The sequence below is a fragment of the Nocardia sp. NPDC051321 genome (assembly GCF_044455225.1).
Taxonomy (GTDB): Bacteria; Actinomycetota; Actinomycetes; order Mycobacteriales; family Mycobacteriaceae; genus Nocardia.
Map to the genome: position 1 here is coordinate 359,243 of NZ_JBITEM010000006.1, position 23,220 is coordinate 382,462.

Here is a 23,220-nt window from a genome sequence, read left to right on the forward strand (position 1 = left end):
CCACTACGCCGGAACCGGTCGCGGCGCCGCGCCACGGATCGTCACCGTCACACGCCACCTCCTAGGACATCAACAGTCGAACCACGGCGATAAGGCCGACCACCACGATGACCGCGCGCAACGCGGTCGGCGGCATCCGCCTGCCCATCTTCGCACCGAGTTGCCCGCCGATGATGGAGCCGAGCGCGATCAACAGCACCGCCCGCCAGTCGACGTCGGCGATCACGATGAAGATCAGCGCGGCGACCCCGTTCACCAGCATCGCGAGCACGTTCTTGATGCCGTTGAGGCGCTGCATGTCCTCGTGCACGAACACCCCGAGCAGCCCCATCAGCAGCACACCCTGCGCCGCGCCGAAGTAGCCGCCGTAGACACCGGTCGCGAAGATCGCCACGAACAGGATCGGGCCGCCGTGCACGGGCGCGGGGCTGTCACCGTCCTCGCGCCGCCGCTTGACCCACCGCGACAGCCGCGGCTGCACGACAACGAGCACCAGCGCCGCGATGATCAGCACCGGCACGATCGCCTTGAACGCGGTCGCGGGCAGGGTGAGCAGCAGTACCGCGCCGGTGATGCCGCCGAGCAGCGACGCGGTGCCGAAGCGCAGCAATCGTTCGCGCTGGCCGGCGAGTTCCCGCCGATAGCCGTGCACGCCGCTGATCGCGCCTGGCACCAGGCCGATCGTGTTGGACACGTTCGCCGTCACCGGCGGCAGCCCGAAGGCGAGCAGCACCGGGAAGGTGATCAGGGTGCCCGAACCCACGATGGTGTTGATGCCGCCCGCGGCGATGCCCGCACCGAAGACCGCGAGCTGTTCCAGCCAAGTCATCCAAAAATCCGTTCGACGTCCCGTCGGACCGAAAGCAGTCCGTACAAGCGTTTGCTCCGTCCGAACGCTATCGGCACTGCCGGTCGAACGGACGACGGGACCGGGGTTCCAAGGTGTATTGCCACACGGTAAACTCGCCGACATCATGCAGCGGGCACTTCTTCTCAGCCGCCGCGACGGGGTCTGATCGGACCGGCTCCCGTCGCGGGGTTTCGCCGCGCCGGTCGACCCACCCTTTGGGAAACACCACACCCTCGGAGTAATCGCCATGTCCCCTGCTGACGCCTTCGTCTCCGGCTCGCGCACCATCACGCCGCCGTCCAAGCCCGCCCCCGCCGACCAGGCCGGGTGGAACGCGCAGAAGAACTCCTCGATGCCGACCTTCCGGTACCGGCCCTTCGCCGAGGAGGTCGAGCCGGTCACCGTGCCCGACCGCACCTGGCCGGACAAGATCATCGATGTCGCGCCAGGCTGGTGCGCGGTCGACCTGCGCGACGGCAACCAGGCGCTGATCGATCCGATGAGCCCGGCCCGCAAGCGCCGGATGTTCGACCTGCTGGTGCGGATGGGCTACAAGGAGATCGAGGTCGGCTTCCCGTCGGCCAGCCAGACCGACTTCGACTTCGTCCGCGAGATCATCGAGGACGGCGCGATCCCCGACGATGTCTCCATCCAGGTGCTGACCCAGTGTCGCGCCGAGCTGATCGAGCGCACCTTCGAGGCCTGCGCAGGCGCGCAGAACGTGATCGTGCACTTCTACAACTCCACCTCGATCCTGCAGCGCAAGGTGGTGTTCCGCGCCGATCGCGCGGCGGTCAAGAAGATCGCCACCGACGCCGCGACGCTGTGCCTGGAGATCGAGCAGCGCTACCCCGACACCAACTGGCGCTATGAATACAGCCCGGAGTCCTACACCGGTACCGAGCTGGAATACGCCAAGGAGGTGTGCGACGCGGTCTCCGAGATCATCGCGCCGACCCCGGCCAAGCCGCTGATCATCAACCTGCCCGCCACCGTCGAGATGGCGACGCCGAACGTCTACGCCGACTCGATCGAGTGGATGAGCCGCAACCTGGCCCGCCGCGAATCGATCGTGCTGTCGCTGCACCCGCACAACGATCGCGGCACCGCCGTGGCCGCCGCCGAGCTGGGCTACCAGGCGGGCGCGGACCGGATCGAGGGCTGCCTGTTCGGCAACGGCGAGCGCACCGGCAACGTCTGCCTGGTCACCCTGGGCATGAACCTGTTCTCCCGCGGCGTCGACCCGCAGATCAACTTCTCCGACATCGACGAGATCCGCCGCACCGTCGAGTACTGCAACCAGCTTGCCGTCGCCGAGCGCCACCCGTACGGCGGCGACCTGGTCTACACCGCGTTCTCCGGCAGCCACCAGGACGCCATCAACAAGGGCCTGGACGCGATGAAGGTCGCCGCCGACGACGCGGACGCCGACGTGGACGACATGACCTGGGCGGTGCCGTACCTGCCGATCGACCCCAAGGACGTCGGCCGCACCTACGAGGCCGTTATCCGGGTCAACTCGCAGTCCGGCAAGGGCGGCGTGGCCTACATCATGAAGACCGATCACGGGCTGGCACTGCCGCGCAGGCTGCAGATCGAGTTCTCCCAGGCGGTGCAGCGGATCACCGACGGCGAGGGCGGCGAGGTCACGCCGAAGGAAATGTGGGACGTCTTCGCCGACGAGTACCTGAGCCCGATCCGGCCGCTGGAGCGAATCCGGCAGAAGGTCACCGCGTCCGAGACCGACGGCGGCACCGACACGATTTCCGTTGTGGTGAAGGTCGACGGAGTCGAGCAGGAGATCACCGGCACCGGCAACGGCCCGCTCGCCGCGTTCATCGACGCGATCGCCGCGGTCGGTTTCGACGTGCGGGTGCTGGACTACTCCGAGCACGCCATGTCCGCGGGTGACGACGCGCAGGCCGCCGCGTACGTGGAGTGCGCGATCGGCGACAAGGTGGTGTGGGGCGTCGGCATCGCCACCTCCATCACAACGGCGTCACTGCGCGCGGTGGTCTCCGCGGTGAACCGCGCACACTGACCGCACGCGCGCGGCGGTCCTCCTCCGCCAACCGAGCACGCTGATAGCGCAGGTCGAGTACGGTAGAGCCGGGCGCGCGGGTCGATTATCGACCTCGCGTCCGGCTCTCGATCTTGCTGTCGGAGACCAGTTATCGGCGGCGTGTCATCCGGGCGCGTCTGCTCTTCACAGAGTGCTTGCGAGAGCGAATGCGCGAGGCCACATACCGCGACGCGAGGCCGCGAACCCCGTGCTAGCGTTGGTTTCGCACTCAAGCGCCGAGCTCTCTGCTCGTAGTACCGAGCAGATGGGGGAACTGTGACAACAAACGACCACAACCCGACCTCTCCGCCCTGGCTGCAGAGCCAATCGGTGGACACGGCCGACGGTACCGAGTCGGAGCAAGCCGCCGATTCGTCGGCAGAGCAGCCCGGCGACGTGGAAGTGACGGACTCCGAGAAGGCCGAAAAGCCGGACCAGCCGGATCAGGAACCGGCCGAGCCCGACTTCAGCGGCTCGACCGACCAGACCGTGTCCTACCCGCACGCGGCGATGCCGCCGCAGCCCTACGGCGCGCCCGAAGGTTTCGCGCCGCCCGCGCCCGCCGAGCAGTACGGCGGCTACCCGCCGGCCAACGCCGGGCCGTTCGCGCCACCCGGCGCATATGAGCCGTACCAGACCGGCCAGTACCAGCCGGTGAGCGCGCACAGCGGCAGCCACCAGATCGCGCCGGAACCGCAGCAGAACCAGAGCTACGGCGAGTACCGGCAGGAGATCGGCCCCGACGGCCTGGTCCGCCGGGTACCGCAGGAACATTCCGAAGCCGGTGCGCCGCAAGCCGATCAGCCGGCCGGGCCGATCTACAGCTGGGCCCCGCCGCCACCGCCGGTGACCCACCAGCCACCGCCGCCGCCCGCGTATCAGCCGCCGCCCGCCCAGCTGGGGCAACAGCCACCGCAGGGCCCGCCGATGGGACAGGTGCCACCGCCGAACTGGCCGGGTGGACCGAATCCGCATCAGCCCGCGCAGCCGTTCCAGCCGCAGCATGTGCCCGCGCCGGGCCAGCCGGGCCACTCGGTCAACGACCTGAACCTGCTCAAGCGCGCCCGCCGCGCGCCGCGCAGCGGTTGGCGGCGTGCGGTGCACAAGGCCACCGGCGGCGTGCTCAACCCCGGCGAGTCCGCGGCCGATGTCGTCTACCGCGACCTCGTCGACCGGGTGAATCAGCCGGTGCGCGGCGACTATCGGATCGCGATCCTGTCGCTCAAGGGCGGTGTCGGCAAGACCACCACCACGGTCGGCCTCGGCTCGACCTTCGCGTCGCTGCGCGGTGACCGCGTCATCGCCATCGACGCCAATCCCGACCTCGGCACGCTCGCGCACCGGGTGCCGCGCCAGACTCGCTCCACCGTGCGCAACCTGCTCGAGGACCAGCACATCAGCAGGTACTCGGACGTGCGCGCACACACCTCGCAGGCGCCGAGCCGACTGGAAGTGCTTGCCAGCGAACAGGATCCGGCCGTCTCCGAGGCGTTCAGCGAGGCCGACTACCGCAAGGCCATCGGCATCCTGCAGTCGTTCTACAACATCATCCTGACCGACTGCGGCACCGGCCTGATGCACTCTGCCATGGCGGGTGTGCTCGACATGGCCAGCTCGCTGGTGCTGGTCACCTCGCCCGCCATCGACGGCGCCCGCAGCGCCTCGGCCACGCTGGACTGGCTGGACCACCACGGCTACGGCAAGCTTGTCGAGCGCACCGTCGTCGTGGTCAACGCCTCCCGCCGCGGTGCCTCCACGGTCGACCTCGACCAGTTGCGCAAGCTCTTCCTCGACCGCACTCGCGCGGTCCAGGTGGTGCCGTTCGACGATCACCTCGCCGAAGGCGCGGAGATCGATCTGGAACTGGTGAGCAAGCCGACCCGGCGGGCCCTGCTGGAATTGGGTGCGATGGTCGCCGACGACTTCGGTTACGTCGGCGCGCAGCAGTATCGCCACCCCGGCCCGATGGGGCACTAGATATTCGAAAGATGTTGCGGCCCTGAGGCATACGCCTCGGGGCCGCACTCTTTACTAGTACTTTCCGAACAGCACCGCGGCGTTGTGGCCGCCGAAGCCGTACGAATTGTTCATCACGTACCGCACGTCGGTGTGGCGCGCCGCGCCGCTGACGATGTCGAGAGCGATGTCGCCGTCCTGGTTGTCCAGGTTCAGGGTCGGCGGTATCACGCCGTCACGCAGGCTCAGCACCGAGATCGCCGCCTCCAGCGCGCCGACCGCGCCCACCGAATGACCGAGCGCCGACTTGGGCGCGTAGATCGCCGGATGCTTGCCGATCGCGGCGGCAATGCCCTTGGCCTCGGCCAGATCTCCGAACGGCGTCCCGGTGGCGTGCGCGTTGACGTGGTCGACCTCGGCGCCGTCGACGCCCGCGGTCTGCAGCGCGCGGCGCATGGCGCGGGCATTGCCCCGACCCTCCGGATCCGGCGCGACCAGGTGATAGCCGTCGGCGGTCAGACCGGCGCCGAGCAACCGGGCAAGCGGCCGGGCACCACGGGCCAGGGCGTGCTCTTCGGTCTCCAGCACGAGCAAGGCCGCGGACTCGCCGAAGACGAAGCCGTCCCGGTCCCGGTCGAACGGGCGCGAGGCACGTTCCGGTTCGGCCACCCGCGAGCTCAACGCGCGCATATTCGTAAAGCCAGCCAGCGCAAGAGCATTGATCCGGCCTTCGACACCACCCGCGACAATGATGTCGGCCTCGCCAAGAATGATCGACCGCCAAGCGTGCACCAATGCTTCACAGCCCGACGAACACGCCGACACCGGCGTCACCACGCTCGCCCGCGCGCCGAGTTCGAGCCCGAGCACCGCGGCCGGGCCGTTCGGCATGGCCATCGGGATCGCGAACGGCGAGACCTTGCGATAGCCCTGATCGCGCAGGATGTCGTTCGAGTCGACGATCACCTCGGCGCCGCCGACGCCGGTGCCGATCGAGATGCCGAGCCGGTCCTTGTCCACCTCGGGCGCGCCGAGGGTGTCCCAGATCCGCTTGCCCATCACATAGGCCATCTGCTGGACATAGGACATGCGCCGTTTTTTGATCCGATCGAGCTCGGCGGTCGGATCGGCCTTGAACGTCGCGCCGATGTTGATCGGCAGCTGCTTGCTCTCGACCTCCGGATCATCGAGAAGCCGCACCCCGCTCTCCCCCGCCAACAGACCCTTCCAGGTGGACTCCGTGTCCGCGCCGAGCGCGGAGGAGACCTCGACCGCGGTCACCACCACACTTCGGAATCCGCCGTTGCGAGTAGAGAACTCGGTGATATCACGCATTACTGTCGCGTGTCCTTTCGTAAAGCAGCACCGCTGAAAGCCTGTCCAGCAATCTATTTGGCGGACCAGGGTGGCGACATGTGCGGAACTCTCACAGGACACACCCAGGAATTGTGGGAATGTGCCAACGACGCAACAACAGTCGGCCGCTTAGGCTCTACCCTCGACTCCCGTACCAGTGCCTTCGCGTCACACTATCTCGATCATCGCGAGATCCATCTGTGGAAAGCCGACAACCGCGATAACGAGTTCACCTCTCCCGCTTGGCGGTCGACTTAGGCGCGGACTCGGCGACCACACTCGCCGCGGCGTCGCGGAACGCGGCAAGCACCGCGGCGATGGCCGGGCTGCGCTCGGCACGCGGGCGGATGGCCAGCTCGAACATGCGGGCGGCGCGGACACCGGTGAGGCGCAGCAGCGAGAGGTCGGGGTGCGACACCGAGTAGCGCGGCATCAACGCGACGCCGTAACCACTCGCCACCAAGGCTTCGATCACTCGGAAGTCGTTGAGTCGCTGCGCTATTCGTGGCTGCACACCGGTGAGCGTGGCGATCGAGCGGAGCACGTCGTCGATCGGGTAGCCGCCACGCACGCTCAACCAGGTTTCGTCCGCCAGTTCCTCGGGAGCCACCGCGGCATGCCCGGCCAGCCGATGGAACGGCGCGACAACAACATCGATGGGCTCGCGCATGAGCAGGCGGACGGCGATACGCGGGTCGGCGATCGGCGCGGCGCGCTCGTCGCGATGGGTAAGCACCACGTCGAAGTCGGCGAGCAGCCGGGTGGCCTCGGACGGCGGCAGGTCGACGTCGCTCGCGACGAGGTCGACGCCGCTGTGCGAGAGCGCGGACAGCACCAGCGGCAGCAGCAGCGAGCCCGCCGACGGGAACAACGCGACCCGGACCCGGCCGCGCGGCGACCCCCGATAGTTGGCCATCTCCGCGACGGCGCGATCCATCGCGGCGAGCACCTCGTCCGCGCGCACCACCAGCGCCCGGCCCGCGTCGGTCAGCCGGACGCGGCGGCCATCGGGCTCGAGCAGCGCCACACCCGCCTCCCTGGCGAGCACCTTGAGCTGCTGCGAAACGGCCGACGGAGTCATCGAGAGCGCGGCAGCGACGGCGGCGATGGTGCCGCGATCGGCGAATTCGCGCAGCACGCGGAGTCGCTCGACCGACATCGGCGGCCCATCCTGCTGGTCAGCCACGGTTTTGCCGAGGCAGACCAGACACCGGGCAACGTGCAGCGATCATGAAGCAAAACTACATCAATAGTCCATATTAATTCGATTGTTCTGATGGTTAGTCCCGCGCACGATTGACCGCATGACCGCTCGTGATCGCCTGCTCGGACTGACCGTTGTGCTGCTCTGGGGACTGAACTTCCTCGCGCTGCGCGCGGGACTCGACCACTTCCCACCGCTCTTCTTCGCCGCGCTGCGCTTCGCGGTCATCGCGGTTCCGGTGCTGCTGTTCGTCCCGCGCCCGAAGGTCCGGTTGCGCTGGCTCCTGTTGTACGGCACCGGTTTCGGCATCCTGCAGTTCGCGTTCCTGTTCACCGCGATGCGGGCGGGCATGCCGACCGGACTCGCCTCGCTGGTGCTGCAGTCCTCCGCGCCGTTCACCGTGCTGCTCGGCGCGCTGTTCCTGCGTGAGCGGATCCGGCCGGTGCAGGTTGCGGGCATCGCGGTGGCGATGTCGGGCATGGCGGTGATCGGTTGGGACCGCCTCGCACACGCCTCGCTGCTGCCGGTGCTGCTGACGCTGGCGGCCGGGCTCGGCTGGGCCTTCGGCAATATCGGTGCGCGGCAGGCCACCGTCGAATCCCCGGGCCTCAACACCATGCACCTGACGCTGTGGATCGCCGTCGTCCCGCCGCTGCCGATGTTCCTGCTGTCCGCCGCGACCGAGGGCCCGACCACCGGCCTGCGCTCGGTGGTCGATTCCTTCTCCGCGACCGGCTGGCCCGCGCTGGTCGCGATCGCCTACACCGCCATCCTCGCGACTGTCGTCGGCAGCGGCCTGTGGACGTATCTGATGAGCCGCTACCCCGCCGGCGTCGTCGCGCCGTTCACCCTGCTGGTTCCGGTAGTCGGCATCGCCGCCGCCTGGGCGTTCCTCGACGAGACCCCGACCCCGCTCTCGTTGGTCGGCGGAGTGATCGTGATCGTTGGCGCGTTCGCCGCGACCGCGGGCAAGCGTTCGAAGGTCGACCGCGCTCAGGCCGCGGAACTCGACGCGGCGGCGGGAACCCCCGAACTCGTCAAGGCTTGATGCGGATATTTATGTGTGCCAAGAGGTTCGAGAAACCGTTGGCACAGGTTTGCCTATCCGATCGCCGATATCGCTATGCTCACATCCGCCGTCCGAATCAGCCTTCACCTCGGGCCAGGCGCGGGGCGGGTACGCCGGTGCGGACCTGCCGCTTTACAGTAGTGACAACGTGTAATAAAGGTCCCGAGGCTAGGCAACAGAGCGGCGCATGGCAGAAAATCGGTGGACCGTATCGCGGAGGACATTGCTTCGCGGAACGGCTGCGGCGGGGGTAGCGACAGCGGGGGCACTCACGGCCGGAGCGCTGAGATCGGGGCCTGCCGCGGGTAGTCCGGGCGGCAGGCGGGTCGCGGTACTCGGAGGTGGCGTCGCGGGCTTGACCGCGGCGCACGAGCTGATCGAACGCGGTTTCCAGGTAACGATTTTCGAGCGTCGCGCGTGGGGCGGCAAGGCGCGCAGCGTGCCAGTGCCCGGCACCGGTTCCGGCGGCAGGCCGGATCTGCCCGGCGAGCACGGTTTCCGTTTCTTTCCAGGCTTCTATCAGCACGTGCCGGACACCATGCGCCGAATCCCCTTCGCGGGCAACGCAAATGGTGTGTGGAATAACTTGGTTGCGGTGCCGGAGGCCCGCTTCGCCCGGCGCGACGGCGACGACTTCCGGCTGCCGCTCGGCCCGCGCGCCCGAACGGGGTTCACTCCGGACGGTTTCCGCGAGACGCTCGGCGCCACCATCTCGACAACGCTGAATATGCCTGCCACCGAAGGCATCTACTTCGCCAACCGCCTGCTGGTGTTCAACAGCAGCTGCGATGCCCGCCGCCTCGGTCAGTGGGAGCGCACCTCCTGGCGCGACTACGTCGGCGGCAATGCCCGCTCGCACGAGTTCCGCGCGCTGCTCTCGCGCACGCTGACCAGCATCATGGTCGCCGCGAAGGAGGACGTCGCCAGCGTCCGCACCATCGGCACCATGGGCGAACAGTTCCTCGGCAATCCCGCCGAGATCGGCAACGACGGCGGCCTCGACCGAGTGCTGAACGGGCCGACCAACGCCGTCTGGATCGAGCCGTGGCTGCAGCGGATGCGCGAGCTCGGCGTGCGGTTCGAGCTCGGCACCGAGGTGCGCGGGCTCGACGTGCGCGATCGCCGGATCGCCGCGGCCCGCGTGGTGGACGACTCCGGCGCACAACGCACCATCGAGGCCGACTACTTCGTGGTCGCCGTGCCCGCCGAACAGGCCCGCGCGCTGTGGTCGCCCGACGTGCTCGCCGTGCGCCCCGAACTGGCCACGATGGACCGGCTGTTCTCCGACTGGATGAACGGCATCCAGTTCTACCTACGCAGACCCGCCGATATCTCCCGGGGCCACACCGCCTATATCGACGCACCGTGGGCACTGACTTCGATCAACCAGAACCAGGTCTGGGCCCGCAAATTCACCGACTTCGGCGACGGCACCGTGCAGGACTGCCTGTCGGTCGATGTCTCCGACTGGAACACCCCGGGCATGCTGTACGGCAAGCCCGCCAAGGAGTGCACGCACGACGAGATCGCCCGCGAGGTCTGGGCGCAGATCGCGGCGCATCTCAACGACCGCGGCGACGTGCTGCGCGACGCCGACCTGCACTCCTGGCACCTCGATCCCGGCATCTCCTGGCAGGCTGGTCAACACCGCAACGCCAACGCCGACCCGCTGCTGATCAATACCGCCGGTTCGTGGGAGTTCCGGCCGGAACCGCACGGCGCGCTCGAAAACCTGTTCCTGGCAGGCGATTACGTCCGCACGAACGTGGACCTGGCGACCATGGAGGGGGCCAACGAGTCGGCGCGCGCCGCGGTGAACGCGCTGCTCGACGTGGACGGCTCGAATGCCGAACGCTGCAAGATGTTCACGCTGTACCGGGCGGTCGAGCTCGAACCACTGCGCCGGATCGACGCGGATCGTTACGCCGCGGGCCGGCCCAACCTGTTCGACGTCCAGCTCTGATGTGACGGATCTCCCGCTGCCCAACGCGATTCGGATGCTTGAATCGGGTATGCGCGAGCCCATCGATCAGATCACCGACCCCGCCGACCTGCGAAACCTGCTCGGCGAGGTGGGATCCCGCGCCGCAAACAAGGAGCGGGTCGCGCTGCATCCTCGGGATCGCGACTGGATTGCCGCTACCCCGTTCCTAGTTATGAGCACAAGCGACGCCGCGGGTAACTGCGACGCGTCGCCGAAGGGCGACCCGGCAGGCTTCGTGCGGGTCCTCGACGACCGGACCCTCGCGATTCCCGAGCGCCCCGGCAACCGGCGCGCCGACGGCTACTTCAACATCCTCGCCAACCCGCACATCGGCCTGCTCTTCGTCATCCCCGGCCGCAGCCAGACGCTGCGGATCAACGGGCGCGCCAGGCTCGTGCGCGACGCCCCCTACTTCGACGAGATGGTGGTGCGCGGCCATCGCCCCATCCTCGCCGTCGAGGTCGATATCGAGCAGGTCTATTTCCACTGCGCGAAGGCGTTCCTGCGCAGCAACCTGTGGCACCCGGAGCAGTGGCCCGACGACGGCCTGCCGTCCTGGGCGCACCTGGTCAAAGAGGTCCAGGCCGATATCACCGAAACCATCGAGGAACTCGAACATCACTACGCCCCCGCTAACTACAACAGCAAGCTGTACCAGGGCTAGCCCCCGCCCGGGTGGGCTACGCCACTGGCCCGGGCCGCGCCGGTGACGCGGGTCGAACATAGACTCGCGGCGTGGCAGACATTTCGGTGCGTGGGCGAATCGCCTTGCGGGCCGCGGCGGCAGCGTCGTGGGCCTCGCAGCGGGCGGGACGCGGCAAGGGATCGATGATCGGCGGGCTCATCGCGCTGCGGATCGACAAGACGATCATGGATCAGCTCGGCCGCGGTCGACGCACCGTGCTGGTGACCGGCACCAACGGCAAGTCGACCACCACCAGGATGACCACCGCGGCGCTCAGCACGCTCGGCGAGGTCGCCACCCAGGCCGACGGCGCCAACATGGACGCGGGCATCGTGGCCGCGCTCAGCGCCCATCGTGGTGTCGAGCTCGCCGCGATCGAGGTGGACGAGTTGCACCTGCCACACGTCACCGACGCGCTGAACCCCGCCGCGGTCGTGCTGCTCAATCTGAGCCGCGACCAGCTGGACCGGGTCGGCGAGATCAACATGATCGAGCGCAAACTGCGCGCGGGCCTGGCCCGCCACCCCGACGCCGTGGTGATCGCCAACTGCGACGACGTGCTGGTGACCTCCATCGCCTACGACCATCCGAACGTGGTGTGGGTGGCGGCGGGCAGCGGCTGGTCGATAGATGCCACCAGCTGCCCGCGCAGTGGTGAGCCGATCTTGTGGGAGGGTGAGCACTGGCGTAGTACCGGCGCGGATTTCGAACGGCCCGAACCGAATTGGTGGCTGGACGGCGATGACCTGGTCGGCCCCGACGCACAGCGCTTCCCGCTGAAACTCGCCCTGCCCGGCCGGGCCAACCGCGGCAATGCCGCGCAGGCGGTCGCCGCGGCTATCGCGCTGGGTGCCGATCCGGCGGCCGCGGTCACCGCGACGGGCACGGTGCGCGAGATCGCGGGCCGCTACCGAACGGTGCAGGTAGGCGAGCATGCCGCCCGGCTGCTGCTGGCTAAGAACCCGGCAGGCTGGCAGGAAGCGCTGTCGATGATCGAGCCGACCTCGGCCGGATTGGTGATCGCGGTGAACGGGCAGGTGCCCGACGGCGAGGACCTGTCCTGGCTGTGGGACGTGCGGTTCGAGCACTTCGAGGGCGTCCAGGTGGTCGCCTCCGGTGAGCGAGCCACCGACCTCGCGGTCCGCCTCACCTACGCGGGTGTCGAGCACACCACGGTGCCGAATCCGTTGCGCGCCATCGCCTCCTGCCCGGCGGGGCATGTCGAGGTGCTGGCAAACTACACCGCATTCCGGGATCTCAACCGCGACCTCGAGGCCAAATCATGAGAGAGCGAAGCGAACGAATCATGTCGCAGTGCGCATCGCGCATGACGGAACCGAGCGCCAGCGAGGTGCAGTCATGAGCGAATCGACCGTCCGCATCGGTTTGGTGCTGCCCGATGTGATGGGCACCTACGGCGACGGCGGTAACGCGCTGGTGCTGCGGCAGCGGTTGCGACTGCGCGGCTACGCCGCCGAGGTCGTCGAAATCACGCTGGCCGACCCGGTTCCCGACTCGCTGGACATCTATACCCTTGGCGGCGCGGAGGATTCGGCGCAGCGACTGGCCACCCGGCACCTGCAGCGCTACCCGGGCCTGCAGCAGGCGGCCGCGAATGGCACTCCGGTGCTGGCCATCTGCGCCGCCATCCAGGTGCTCGGCCAGTGGTACGAGACGTCGTCCGGTGAGCGCGTCGACGGCGTCGGCATGATCGACGTGACCACCGCACCGCAGCCAAAGCGCGCGATCGGCGAGGTGACCACCGCGCCCCTGCTCGACGGGCTCAGCGCGGCACTGACCGGCTTCGAAAACCACCGTGGCGGCACCAAACTCGGCGGCGACGCGACCGGGCTCGGCAAGGTAACCCGCGGCATCGGCAATGGCGTCGGCGACGGCCTCGAGGGCGTGGTGCATGGCTCGGTGATCGGCACCTACCTGCACGGCCCCGCATTGGCTCGTAATCCCGAACTGGCCGATCTGTTGCTGGCCAGGGCGCTCGGCGTCACGGAATTGGCTCCGCTGCCCATGCCGGAAGTCGAGCAACTCCGCCGTGAACGTTTGCGCGCGTAGCTAGTCCAGCACCAGATAGCACAATGCCAGGTTGCGGCATTATCGATCGATAACCGCGACTCGACCGATCGGCTCCTGGGTGCTGGGCTATCGGCACGCTACGCTCCCCGCTATGACGACGATCACGCCGGGGTTGCCTGCCGAATCAATGGCGCGGCCGGTAATGCCACGCCGTCCACCGATATGGTCTCGCTGGCGCAGCATTCTACGGCCGCGCCCGTTGTATCTTTCGCTGATCGTTTCGTCGGTAGTCGCGCTCAAGGCGTTCGAGATGTCTTTTGCCGCACTGCACCATCTGGCCGTGCGCAACCTGGTGGAAGCCGACCTGGCGTCCAATGTGCCGATCGCCATCGACGGCCTTGTCGTCGGTGCCATCGTCGCCACCGCGTCATTCCCGAAACGCAGTGCCGGCTGGTGGTATGCGACAGGGCTATTCGTCCTTTCGACGCTGGTATCGGTCGCCGGAAATATCGAATACGCGCGGGAGATCGGCGGCGGTCCGGTGTCGTTGATCATCTACGCCGGAATGCCGTTGACCCTGCTGTTCGCCGTGCATCTCACGCTGATTCTGTTGGCGCGCAGCACCGCCGCACGGCCCGTCGCGGACCACGCCGCCGAAGTCGAGCACCTCATCGCGGCCGAGGAAATGCCGGAAATGGTGACATCGCCGCAGCTCAACGGGCATTCGCCGACCAACGGGCACGAGGTAGCGAAGCCGACGGGGCCCTTCGCCGCCGGTCCGAACACCCCCATGCGTTTCAACACCTTCGACGCCGACGGCCGAAAGCTGGTCAACCACCGATAATCACGCCGTGACGTCCCCGGTACCAACTCACCCACGCTCGACTACTGCGATGGAGAAAACGTATGTCTCTCACAGTCTGGCAGGACCAGGACGTCGATCAGTTTCGTGAAGTAGCGAGCAGGCTCGCCTCGGTGATCCAAAGCAGTGTGGACCGATCGGGTGCGCTGAGCCAACTCACCGAGTCGGTGGAAAGCGGAGACGCGTTCACCGACCTGTTGATCGAATTCGCCGGTCGCTGGTTCCACGAGACCGGCGGGCAATCGGTGTTGATCGGGCCGGAATTGTTCTGGTTGCTGTCGGAACCGAACCTGCGCAAAGGCATCAGCAGTGCGCTGCGCGGCCCGGAAACCGCGCCCGATCTCGAGTACTCGGTGAGTCGGCGCAGTCGAAAGCTGTTGTTGATCTGCGTTTTCGAGACATTGGCGCAGAACCAGTGGCTGGCGGGCAACATCGGCGAGCACGTCGGCATGAACGGCAGCGTCAACGGAATAGGGTGACGGCTCTTCGCGCGTCCACGATCAATTAACTTCACGGAGTTTCTAACCCTCCCTTCGGCCCCCTCGGCGCGGATAGCGTCGAGGTTTGCCGAGTTTTGAGGAGAGTGCCGTGTCCGACGTGGGCCTGCATCGGCGTGGACTGCCACCGAGCGCCGGATGACCGCGATCACCACGCCGGACGCGCCAACGGTCGGCGCGGACGCGCCCACCGTCGCACCGCGGCGCTCGCGAAACTATCGCCGCCTGCTCGGCCCGGCGCTGACGCGCCTCGGTGCGCTCGCGCTCGTGCTCGGCCTGTGGGCGGTGCTCACGGCGACCGGGCTGGTCGATCAGCTGTATCTGCCGTCGCCGCACGCGGTGTGGGATGCGTTCGTACGGGCCAATTCTCGGCATCAGATCGCGGCGGGCGTCGATCGCACGGTGATCGGTGAGCAGAACTATTACCTGTGGGAGCATCTGCTGGCCAGCCTGCAGCGGATCGGCGCGGGGGTCGGCCTCGCCATTGTGGTCGGCCCGCTGGTCGGCTTCGTAATGGGCATGCTCACCCCGGTGCGCCTGGTCACCGAGCCGATCCTGAACTTCCTGCGGTCGCTGCCGCCGCTCGGTTACATCGGGCTGCTGATCGTGTGGTTCGGCATCGGCGACATGTCGAAGATCTGGCTGCTGTTCCTTGCCGCGTTCCCGCCCATCGCCGTCGCCACGCTGAGCGGCGTCACGGGCGTCAAGCAGGACTATCTCCATGCCGCCCGCTCGCTGGGTGCCGGTCGCGCCCAGGTCATTTCGCGGGTGGTGTTGCCCGCGACGCTGCCCGAGGTGATCGGCGGCATCCGGATCGCCACCGCGTTCGCCTGGACCACCGTGGTCGCCGCCGAGCTGAACAACGGCATCCCCGGCATCGGCGGCCTCGCGTATATCTCGGGCACGCAGCTGAATACGCCGCTGACCATCGCCTGCATCCTCGTGATCGGCGCTGCCGCACTCGTGCTCGACTCGGTCATCAAATTCCTTGGTGCCAAAGCAGTTCCGTGGAAAGGCAAGGTATGAAATCCGCAGTACGCCGGGTGGCCACCGCAGGTCTGGCGGTGGCGGCCGTCTTCGCGACGACAGCGGGGTGTGTCGAATCCGGACGCGGTGACACCGGCGCCGAGGGGGCACCGGCCGCCTGCCCGTTCGCCGCGGATCCCAGCGTGACCACGCAGGCGCGGATCGGCTTCCAGGCGATCCCCAATGCCGATCTGTTCGTGAAGGACCGCGGGCTGCTTGCCGCCTGCCTGCCGAACGCGAAAGTCGCATGGAGCCAGTTCTCCTCGGGTGCCGACGTGGTCCAGGCGTTCGGCGCGGGCAACCTCGACATCGGCACCATGGGATCGAGCCCGGCGACCAAGGCACTGTCGGCACCGCTGAATCTGCCGGTGCGGGTGCTGTGGATCCACGACGTGATCGGCAAGTCGGAATCGCTGATCGCCAAGGATAAGTCGATCACCTCGCTGGCCGGGCTGCGCGGCAAGCGCGTCGCGACGCCGTTCGGCAGCACCGCGCACTACAGCTTGCTCGCAGCGCTGAGCAAAGCCGGGCTCGGTAACGACGTGCAGTTGATCAATATGACACCCGACGCGATTCCCGGCGCCTGGAGCGGCGGCCAGATCGACGCCGCCTGGGTGTGGGATCCGACGCTGTCCAAGCTCGCCGAATCCGGCGGCCACATCGTCACGTCCAGCGCCGACACCGCGGCCGCCGGCGCGCCGACCTTCGATCTGGCGGTGGCGAGCAAGCGGTTCCTCGACGAGAACGCGCGATTCGCGGTGGTCTGGGCGAAGTTGCAGGACTACGCGGTGACCCAGCTGCGGACCAAGCCCGAGGAGGCGGCCGTCTCGATCGGCGCGCAGCTCGGCATCGAGCCCAAGCTGGTCGGACCGCAGCTGGCCGAGTACACCTACCTCGGCGCGGCCGAGCAGTCCGACGCGAAGTATCTGGGCGGCGGCTTCGGCGGCGACCTGCACAAGACGGCCGAATTCCTGTTGAGCCAGGGCGGAATCGACGCTATCGGCAACGAATCCGATTACCGCACCGGCATTTACGCCGACGCGGCCAAGGGGGCAAGCTCGTGAGCGAGCGTAGCGAGGGAACCATCAGCACAGGGCCTTCGGGCACGGCGGAGCCGAGCGCTGGCGAGGCGGAGTCGTGAGCGATGAGCTCCGGGTCGCCCTCTCCGGGGTGAGCAAGAGCTACCCGGGTGACGACGGTCCGACGCAGGTGCTCGCGCCGACCGATCTGACCATCGAGGGCGGCGAATTCGTCTGTGTCGTAGGTCCTTCCGGCTGCGGCAAGTCGACACTGCTGAACATTCTCGCCGGATTCCTCGCGCCGACCGAGGGCACAGTGCAGGTCGGCGGCGATCCGATCACCGGACCAGACCCCGACCGCGGCGTCGTCTTCCAGCAACCCAACCTCTACCCGTGGCTTTCGGTCCGCCAGAACGTCGAATTCGGCCCCAAAGTCCGTGGCGTACCCCGCCATCAACGCACCGCCGAAGCCGAGCGCATGCTCACCCTCGTCGGCCTGGATCACCTCGGTGCCCGCCGCCCCTACGAACTCTCCGGCGGCCAACAACAACGCGCTCAAATAGCTCGAGTCCTCGTCAACGACCCCCGAATCATCCTGATGGACGAACCTTTCGGCGCCCTGGACGCCCTGACCCGGGAAAAGCTCCAAGGCGAACTACTCACCCTCTGGCGCGACGGCAAAAAGACCGTCCTCTTCGTCACCCACAGCATCGACGAGGCCCTACTCCTCGGCACCCGAGTCCTCGTCATGGGCACCCGTCCCGGCCGCATAATCTACGACGAGCCAACCGCTTTCAAAACCACCCTGACCAACCCCTCCTTCGCCACGCTGCGCGCCGACCCCGACTTCCGCCACCTGCGCGACGAGGTCTCCGCCCACATCTACGCCGCCCACGCCTGACGCATCCTCACACTGGGAGGACGGCAACCTCGTACTGCTGACACCAGGGATCGTGCGTGACCAGCGTGAGATCCTCACATTGCGCCTGCGCCACCAGCATTCGATCGAACGGATCCCGATGAATCAGTGGCAGCCGACCGGCCACGGCGGCATGGTCGAGGCCGATCGGCAGCGGGATGAACCCGCCGTTCCCGATGTAATCCGCCAGGCCGACGGGCCCGTCCAGCTTGCCGAGGGCCTGCTTTATGGCGACCTCCCAGATCGTTGCCGCGCTCACCAGGATGTCGGGATCGTGGGTGATCCGTTCCTTCAGTTCATCGGAGAGCGCCGGATCGTCGGTCAGCCACCACAGCACCACGTGGGTGTCGAGCAGCAACCTCACGGCACCATCCCGAAGTCGCCGGCGATCTGGGCGTTGGTCTCGTCGGAATCCCAATCGGGGGCGAGGACCAGCCGCCCGCCCAGCGAGCCGCGGCCGACCCGGTTCGCGCTGCGACTCAGCGGGACCACTTTGGCGACCGGCCGACCGGCACGACTGATGACGATCTCCTCGCCGCGTTCGACCCGCTCGATGATGCGCGACAGATTCGTCTTCGCCTCATGGATGTTGAACTGCTCGGCCGATATGCCCGCCATGACCCACCTCCTTAGCTAACAGGTTAGTCCACCGCACTCGATCACGCCACCATCTTTCCGGATACCCCCGGTCAGCGCGGCATCGCGCAGAGGTCGTGGGCTAGGCGCATCTTGTCGAGAACGGGGTCGGGGAGAACAAAGGGGTAGAGGTCGGGGTGACCCATGGAGCGGTTGACCATGTTGAGGGACCAGGCGAGGGGGAGCCAAAGATCGATGATTTTGTCGAAGCCCGCGCGGCCGACCTGGGGGCGGTCCAGGGTGGCGCCCGCGGGGGCGATGCCGAAGGCGGCTGCGGTGTCGAGGGTGTCGCGGATGTGCAGGTAGTGGGCGAAGGTTTCGGCCCAGTCTTCGGAGGCGTGCATGGTGGCGTAGGAGGAGACGTAGGAGGCTTCCCAGCCTGCGGGGGCACCCTCGGAGTAGTGGCGGTTCAGTGCCGCCTGGTAGTCGGCGCCGGGGTCGCCGAAGAGGTCGCGGAAACGCTGGGCGGCGTCGTCGGTGGCCACCAGGCTCATGTAGTAGTAGTGGCCGATCTCGTGGCGGAAGTGGCCGAGCAGGGTGCGGTAGGGCTCGTCCATTTCGATCCGAAGTTGTTCGCGGTGCGGGTCGTTGGCCTCGGCGAGGTCGAGGGTGATCACGCCGTTCTTGTGGCCGGTGATGACCTTGCCGCCGGCCCCGGTGAGCAGGTCGAAAGCCAGGCCGCGGTCGGGATCCCGGTCGCGGCCGACGATGGGCAGGCCGAGTTCGGCCAGCTCGACGATCAGGCGGCGTTTGGCCGCCTCGGCTTCCGCGAAGGCGGCCAGCCCGGCGGCGTCGAGGTCGTTGGGGCGGGTTCTGGTGAGCAGGCAGGACTCGCACAGCACCGGTTTCCCGTTGCCGTTCGCGACCCGCGCCGTGGATTCAGCGCCCGACTCGGGCACCTGCACCAGCCAATTGCATTGCGCCACATGAAGGTTATCGCAGAGCCGGAAGCGGCTCGCGTCCACGACACCGGTCATCGGGTCGTTCGGTGCGGCGCCAGGCGGCGCACCGATCACCACCAGGGCGATGTCGGCGAGGCTGAAACCCAGTGGGCTGGAACAGGACAGGCACACCGAGTTCTCGAAGGCCAACTGCTGACCGCAGTTGGGGCAGGCGAAATCGCGCACGCGGGTTACACCTCCACCGGAGAGACATCGACCGAGACGGTAATTGTGCTCTCCTTGGCGTCGGTATAGATGATGCCGCGCAGCGGCGGCACGTCGGCATAATCACGGCCCCACGCCACGGTGACGTAGCGTTCGTCGCCGAATTGGTCGTTGGTTGGGTCGAAGTCGATCCAGTGCCCGGTTCGGTCCTGCTCGTCGGCGGCGGGCACCCACACGGCCGACCAGGCATGGGTGGCGTCGGCACCGACCATGCGTTCCTTGCCCGGCGGCGGGTCGGTGGCCAGATAGCCCGATACGTAGCGACCGGCCAGGCCGTGTGATCGCAAGCAGGCCAGGCCGATTCGCGCGAAGTCCTGGCAGACCCCGGCCCGGGCCGCGAACACGTCGGCGACCTTGGTGGACACGGTGGTAGAGCCGGACTTGTAGGTGAAGTCGGTGTGGATGCGGGTGTTGAGTTCGGCCACCGCCTCAAGCAGCGGGCGGCCGGGGGTCAGCGACTCGGCCGCGTACGCCCTGACCTCGGCGGTGATCTCGGGCGGCTGCAGATCGAGGCTGAATTCCACCGCGAGCGGGCCCGTCGCGCCGGTCGGGCGGGCCTGCTCCCACGGCCGCCCCGCCGGACCGTCCTGCGCGCGGTCCGGACGATCCACCTCGACCAGGGATTCGCCGGTGACCACCAGGGTCCGATGCTCGGCGGTCACATGGAAGTAGGACGTGGTGTTGCCGTACACATCCGGGCCGACCGACTGATCCGAGGGCACCGGGTCGATCGAGATATCGTGCGAAAGTAGCCGCTGCCCAGGGAATTCGCGCGGGGTCAGGTAGGCGCGCCCGTAGGAACTGGTGACCGCGTCGGAGTAGCGGTAGGTGGTGCGGTGTGCCACGCGATAGCGCCGGGGCGAACCGTTGCGGCCGCTCATCCGACCACCCGGGTGCTACCCCACAGCGGCTGAAAGCCGGCGGGCAGCGACAGTTTCGACGTCTCGAACGATTCGGACAGCTTGCGCAGCCGCAGGTGCACACCCTCCAGCAGCTCGAGCAGTTCGGTGCGCCTGCCGTCGTCGTCGGTGACATCGAGATCGTCCGGGTCGACGCGGCGCAGCATCCGCTGGGCGTCGGCCAGCAAGCGTTGCGGCCGTGACGATCCCGACGCGCCGGGCAGCGCCTGAAGGTCGGCGTCGAGCCGATCCAGCTGGTAGGCCAGCGAGCGCGGATTGGCGGTATCGAAGAGCAGCAGACCGGCGACCGCGGAGATGCGCACCGAATCACCGTGCCGCCGACGGTAACTCACCTGGGACTCGGTGGCCCGCAGCACCGACTCGGTGACCACCCGTTCGGCCTCGTTCGGGTAGACCTGGGTCAGCGCCGCCGACATCAGCGCGGTCAGTGCCAGCCCGCGCTCGATCCGTTTGCCGATATCCATGACGTACCAACCGGAGTCGCGCACCAGCGATTCGGCGCCGATCCCGGACAGCGACAGCAGCGCCGCCAAGGTCAGCGAGTGCACCGCCGACAGCGCGGTCTCCTGGTCGCCGCTGGTGCCTCGGTACTCGGCGAGCGCCCGATCCACCGCGCTCAGGATCATCCAGGTATCGACGGAGAGCTGATCACGGACGGCGCGAGCGGCGTTCTCGTATCGATCGATCGCGAACGCCAGCGACCCGGGCAGCTCACGGTCAATTGTCAACGCCGCCAAGTATTCGTAGCCTTCGCGCGATGCCCCGGCCACCGCGGGCATCCATACCGACCCGGCGGCCGGGCCGCCTTGTTCCTCGGCGGCACTCGCGGCGGCGACGATCGCCCGCTGCAGCACCCCTGGTCGGATGGTCACGTTCATTTCCTTGGCGATACCGGAGTCCGTGTCGTCGACACCGGCCGCGTCGACGTCCGATCGCTCAGCCGAATCGGACTCGGCCCCAGCTGGCGTAGTTCCGCCCATGGACTGCGACTGTTGCTGACTCGAACCGGCCTGTGCCGCTGCCATATTCCCGGGTCCGCTTGACTGCGACTGCGAAGCTCTAGAACTATCCCCAGGCACACCGTCTGCGTAATCATGCTCTGCCGCACCGCTATCCGCGTCGTCGCCCCCGGACAACACCGCCGCCGGAGCGACCGTGGCGGTCGCACGAGCCAGCGCCGCCATCAAGACCGGCACCGCCTCGGCACCCTCCAACCACGGCCGGTAGCGATAGTCCTGATACCGCGCATGCGTGGCGATGAGCAGCCGGGCCGCCGACTCCGCCCGCTCGCCGTATCGGCCCATCCAGAACAGATCGTTGAGCACGCGCGGCGAACTGATCGCCGAAACGACCGGAGCGGCTCGGCGCTCGCGTTCCTCGTGCGGCGCCTCGGTGGCCATCGCGGGCACCGCGCTGGCGGCGGCCCTGACCCAAATGTCTTTGGCGGCAATCTTGATCACCACCCGCTCGGGCAATATGCGCTGATGCAACTGCCCGAGACCGCCGGCCATCGCGGTGTAGCCGCTGCGCATGGCCATCGAGAACAGCCGCATGCCGACCGGCGCCGGAGCCAGCCCGCCATAGCCTTCGACCGCGGGCGCCACGGAGAACTGCGTTGGTTCCTGGCCGACCCATTGCCAGCCGTTGGCCTCGATCTCGGCCCGCAGGTCGGCGCGCTGCCTGATCGATAGTTCGGGACCGAAGACAGTGGCGCCGTCGACCGCGGATCGAATGATCAACCGGTGCAGGTTCTTCGTCAGATGGGCGCGCTCCTTCTCGTCACCGCCCCAATAGCTCGGCGCGCTCTCCAACATCAGGTCCTCCCCGAGCAGTGCCCTGGACAGCCGCGGCAGGAACCCGGTCAGCGCCGGGTTCTCCAGCAGTCCACTGCCCAGCGTGTTCACCACGGTGACCGCGCCCCTGCGCAGCACCTCGACCAGCCCGACCACGCCGAGCCGCGAATCCGGCCGCAGGTCGAGCGGATCGGAGAACTCGGCGTCCACCCGGCGCAGTACCACGTCGACCCGGCGCAGCGTGCCGAGCGAGCGCATCCACAGCGCGGCGTCGCGCACCACCAGATCCGCGCTCTCCACCAGCGGGAAACCGAGCATCGACGCGAGATTAGCCTGATCGAACGCGGTCTCCGAGTGCACGCCCGGACTCAGCACCACGACGAACGGATCGTCGGCCGCACCCTCCTGCGCCGACTCGATCAGCATCAACCGCATCGCCCTGGCGAACGGGGTGAGCGGGCGCGGATTGGAATGCTCGAACGCCTCCGGGATGGCCGTGGACACCACCCGCCGGTCGGCCAGCGCGTACCCCGCGCCGGACGGTGCCTGCGCCCAGTCGGCGGTCACCCGGAACTGGCCGTCGCTCCAGCGGCTGATATCGCAGCCGTGCAGGAACAGCTGATGCCGACCGGGCACCGTAATGCCGTGTGCGGCACGGACATAGCCGCGATAGCCGAAGATCACCTCGGGTGGGAGCAGCCCGCTGGTGAGCGTGCGCCGCGGGCCGTAGACATCGGTGAGCACCTCGTCGAGGACCCGCGAGCGCTGCACCAGCCCGGTCTCCAGCCGGGTCCAGTCGTCCGCGGAGATCAGCAGCGGGATCGGATCGAGCCGCCACGGCGAGGTCACCGGCTGCTCGCCCGCCCCGGTGACCTCGGTGTAGGTGATGCCGTCGTCCTCGATCAGCCTGCGAACGCGGGTGTCCAGTCTGCCGAGTCCGGTGGTGCCGAGCTCGACGAAATCGGCGGACAGCTCCGACCACATCCGGCGCACCTTGCCGTCGCCGTCGACCAGTTCGTCGTAGTAGCCCTCGGTCGGCCTGCCGCATTCGTCGTATGGCGCGCTCTCGACGCCGCCGGTCCGGTAGCGCGCGAATTGCTCGGCCACCTGCTCGCGCACCGTGGCGCCGGCGGTTGTCGCCAGCAGTGCGTCCTCGCGCATCGTCACCGCGCCGACCTCACTTCC

20 protein-coding genes are annotated in these 23,220 nt (G+C 67.9%); 12 read left to right on the forward strand and 8 right to left on the reverse strand.

Annotated features, from left to right (window positions below):
* Positions 1 to 61 precede the first annotated feature (61 nt).
* Complete coding sequence (locus ACIA8C_RS16585; protein ID WP_397135347.1) at positions 62 to 829, reverse strand: sulfite exporter TauE/SafE family protein; 768 nt, start codon at positions 827 to 829, stop codon at positions 62 to 64.
* Between the two features lie 268 nt (positions 830 to 1,097).
* Here ACIA8C_RS16585 and leuA point away from each other — a divergent pair, with 268 nt between their 5' ends.
* Positions 1,098 to 2,891 (forward strand): 2-isopropylmalate synthase, encoded by a 1,794-nt coding sequence (gene leuA / locus ACIA8C_RS16590; RefSeq protein WP_397135349.1) that lies wholly within the window; start codon positions 1,098 to 1,100, stop codon positions 2,889 to 2,891.
* A 531-nt stretch (positions 2,892 to 3,422) separates the two neighbouring features.
* Entirely contained in the window at positions 3,423 to 4,889 is a 1,467-nt protein-coding gene (locus tag ACIA8C_RS16595) for an AAA family ATPase (protein WP_397135695.1), read from the forward strand.
* Positions 4,890 to 4,943: 54 nt separating this feature from the next.
* Here ACIA8C_RS16595 and ACIA8C_RS16600 read toward each other — a convergent pair whose 3' ends face one another.
* Complete coding sequence (locus ACIA8C_RS16600; RefSeq protein WP_397135351.1) at positions 4,944 to 6,203, reverse strand: KasA/KasB family beta-ketoacyl-ACP synthase; 1,260 nt, start codon at positions 6,201 to 6,203, stop codon at positions 4,944 to 4,946.
* 250 nt (positions 6,204 to 6,453) lie between these two features.
* Entirely contained in the window at positions 6,454 to 7,383 is a 930-nt protein-coding gene (locus tag ACIA8C_RS16605; RefSeq protein WP_397135353.1) for a LysR family transcriptional regulator, read from the reverse strand.
* A 145-nt stretch (positions 7,384 to 7,528) separates the two neighbouring features.
* Between ACIA8C_RS16605 and ACIA8C_RS16610 the strand changes: the two genes are divergently transcribed.
* From ACIA8C_RS16610 to ACIA8C_RS16655, 10 genes are all read left to right on the forward strand, one after another.
* Complete coding sequence (locus ACIA8C_RS16610; protein ID WP_397135355.1) at positions 7,529 to 8,476, forward strand: EamA family transporter; 948 nt, start codon at positions 7,529 to 7,531, stop codon at positions 8,474 to 8,476.
* A gap of 208 nt (positions 8,477 to 8,684) precedes the next feature.
* Positions 8,685 to 10,460, forward strand: coding sequence for an FAD-dependent oxidoreductase (locus ACIA8C_RS16615; RefSeq protein ID WP_397135357.1), 1,776 nt, complete (start codon positions 8,685 to 8,687; stop codon positions 10,458 to 10,460).
* Between the two features lie 49 nt (positions 10,461 to 10,509).
* Positions 10,510 to 11,145 (forward strand): pyridoxamine 5'-phosphate oxidase family protein, encoded by a 636-nt coding sequence (locus ACIA8C_RS16620; protein WP_397135359.1) that lies wholly within the window; start codon positions 10,510 to 10,512, stop codon positions 11,143 to 11,145.
* Positions 11,146 to 11,216: 71 nt separating this feature from the next.
* The gene (locus ACIA8C_RS16625) at positions 11,217 to 12,452 is read left to right on the forward strand and encodes a MurT ligase domain-containing protein (RefSeq protein ID WP_397135361.1); all 1,236 of its coding nucleotides are present in this window, start codon (positions 11,217 to 11,219) and stop codon (positions 12,450 to 12,452) included.
* 73 nt (positions 12,453 to 12,525) lie between these two features.
* A complete protein-coding gene (locus tag ACIA8C_RS16630) occupies positions 12,526 to 13,236 on the forward strand; it encodes a type 1 glutamine amidotransferase (RefSeq protein WP_397135363.1) in 711 nt (236 codons plus the stop codon).
* 112 nt (positions 13,237 to 13,348) lie between these two features.
* Entirely contained in the window at positions 13,349 to 14,041 is a 693-nt protein-coding gene (locus ACIA8C_RS16635) for a DUF2637 domain-containing protein (protein WP_397135365.1), read from the forward strand.
* 62 nt (positions 14,042 to 14,103) lie between these two features.
* Entirely contained in the window at positions 14,104 to 14,538 is a 435-nt protein-coding gene (locus ACIA8C_RS16640; protein WP_357379871.1) for a hypothetical protein, read from the forward strand.
* Between the two features lie 156 nt (positions 14,539 to 14,694).
* Positions 14,695 to 15,582 (forward strand): ABC transporter permease, encoded by an 888-nt coding sequence (locus ACIA8C_RS16645; protein ID WP_397135367.1) that lies wholly within the window; start codon positions 14,695 to 14,697, stop codon positions 15,580 to 15,582.
* On the forward strand, positions 15,579 to 16,646 hold the full coding sequence (locus ACIA8C_RS16650) for an ABC transporter substrate-binding protein (protein ID WP_397135369.1): 1,068 nt from the start codon (positions 15,579 to 15,581) through the stop codon (positions 16,644 to 16,646). Before ACIA8C_RS16645 ends, ACIA8C_RS16650 begins: the two co-directional genes overlap by 4 nt.
* A gap of 73 nt (positions 16,647 to 16,719) precedes the next feature.
* Positions 16,720 to 17,502, forward strand: coding sequence for an ABC transporter ATP-binding protein (locus ACIA8C_RS16655; RefSeq protein WP_397135371.1), 783 nt, complete (start codon positions 16,720 to 16,722; stop codon positions 17,500 to 17,502).
* A gap of 7 nt (positions 17,503 to 17,509) precedes the next feature.
* On the opposite strand, the gene ACIA8C_RS16660 is transcribed toward ACIA8C_RS16655, so the two are convergent.
* From ACIA8C_RS16660 to ACIA8C_RS16680, 5 genes are all read right to left on the reverse strand, one after another.
* Positions 17,510 to 17,884, reverse strand: coding sequence for a type II toxin-antitoxin system VapC family toxin (locus tag ACIA8C_RS16660; RefSeq protein WP_397135373.1), 375 nt, complete (start codon positions 17,882 to 17,884; stop codon positions 17,510 to 17,512).
* Positions 17,881 to 18,138, reverse strand: a complete 258-nt coding sequence (locus tag ACIA8C_RS16665) for a type II toxin-antitoxin system Phd/YefM family antitoxin (protein WP_397135375.1) — start codon at positions 18,136 to 18,138, stop codon at positions 17,881 to 17,883. Before ACIA8C_RS16665 ends, ACIA8C_RS16660 begins: the two co-directional genes overlap by 4 nt.
* A 71-nt stretch (positions 18,139 to 18,209) precedes the next feature.
* Positions 18,210 to 19,283, reverse strand: coding sequence for a putative zinc-binding metallopeptidase (locus tag ACIA8C_RS16670; RefSeq protein WP_397135377.1), 1,074 nt, complete (start codon positions 19,281 to 19,283; stop codon positions 18,210 to 18,212).
* A 5-nt stretch (positions 19,284 to 19,288) separates the two neighbouring features.
* Positions 19,289 to 20,203: a transglutaminase N-terminal domain-containing protein gene (locus ACIA8C_RS16675; RefSeq protein WP_397135379.1), complete on the reverse strand. Its 915-nt coding sequence runs from the start codon at positions 20,201 to 20,203 to the stop codon at positions 19,289 to 19,291.
* Positions 20,200 to 23,196: a circularly permuted type 2 ATP-grasp protein gene (locus ACIA8C_RS16680; RefSeq protein ID WP_397135697.1), complete on the reverse strand. Its 2,997-nt coding sequence runs from the start codon at positions 23,194 to 23,196 to the stop codon at positions 20,200 to 20,202. The genes ACIA8C_RS16675 and ACIA8C_RS16680 overlap by 4 nt, the downstream gene beginning before the upstream one ends.
* Positions 23,197 to 23,220: the final 24 nt, after the last annotated feature.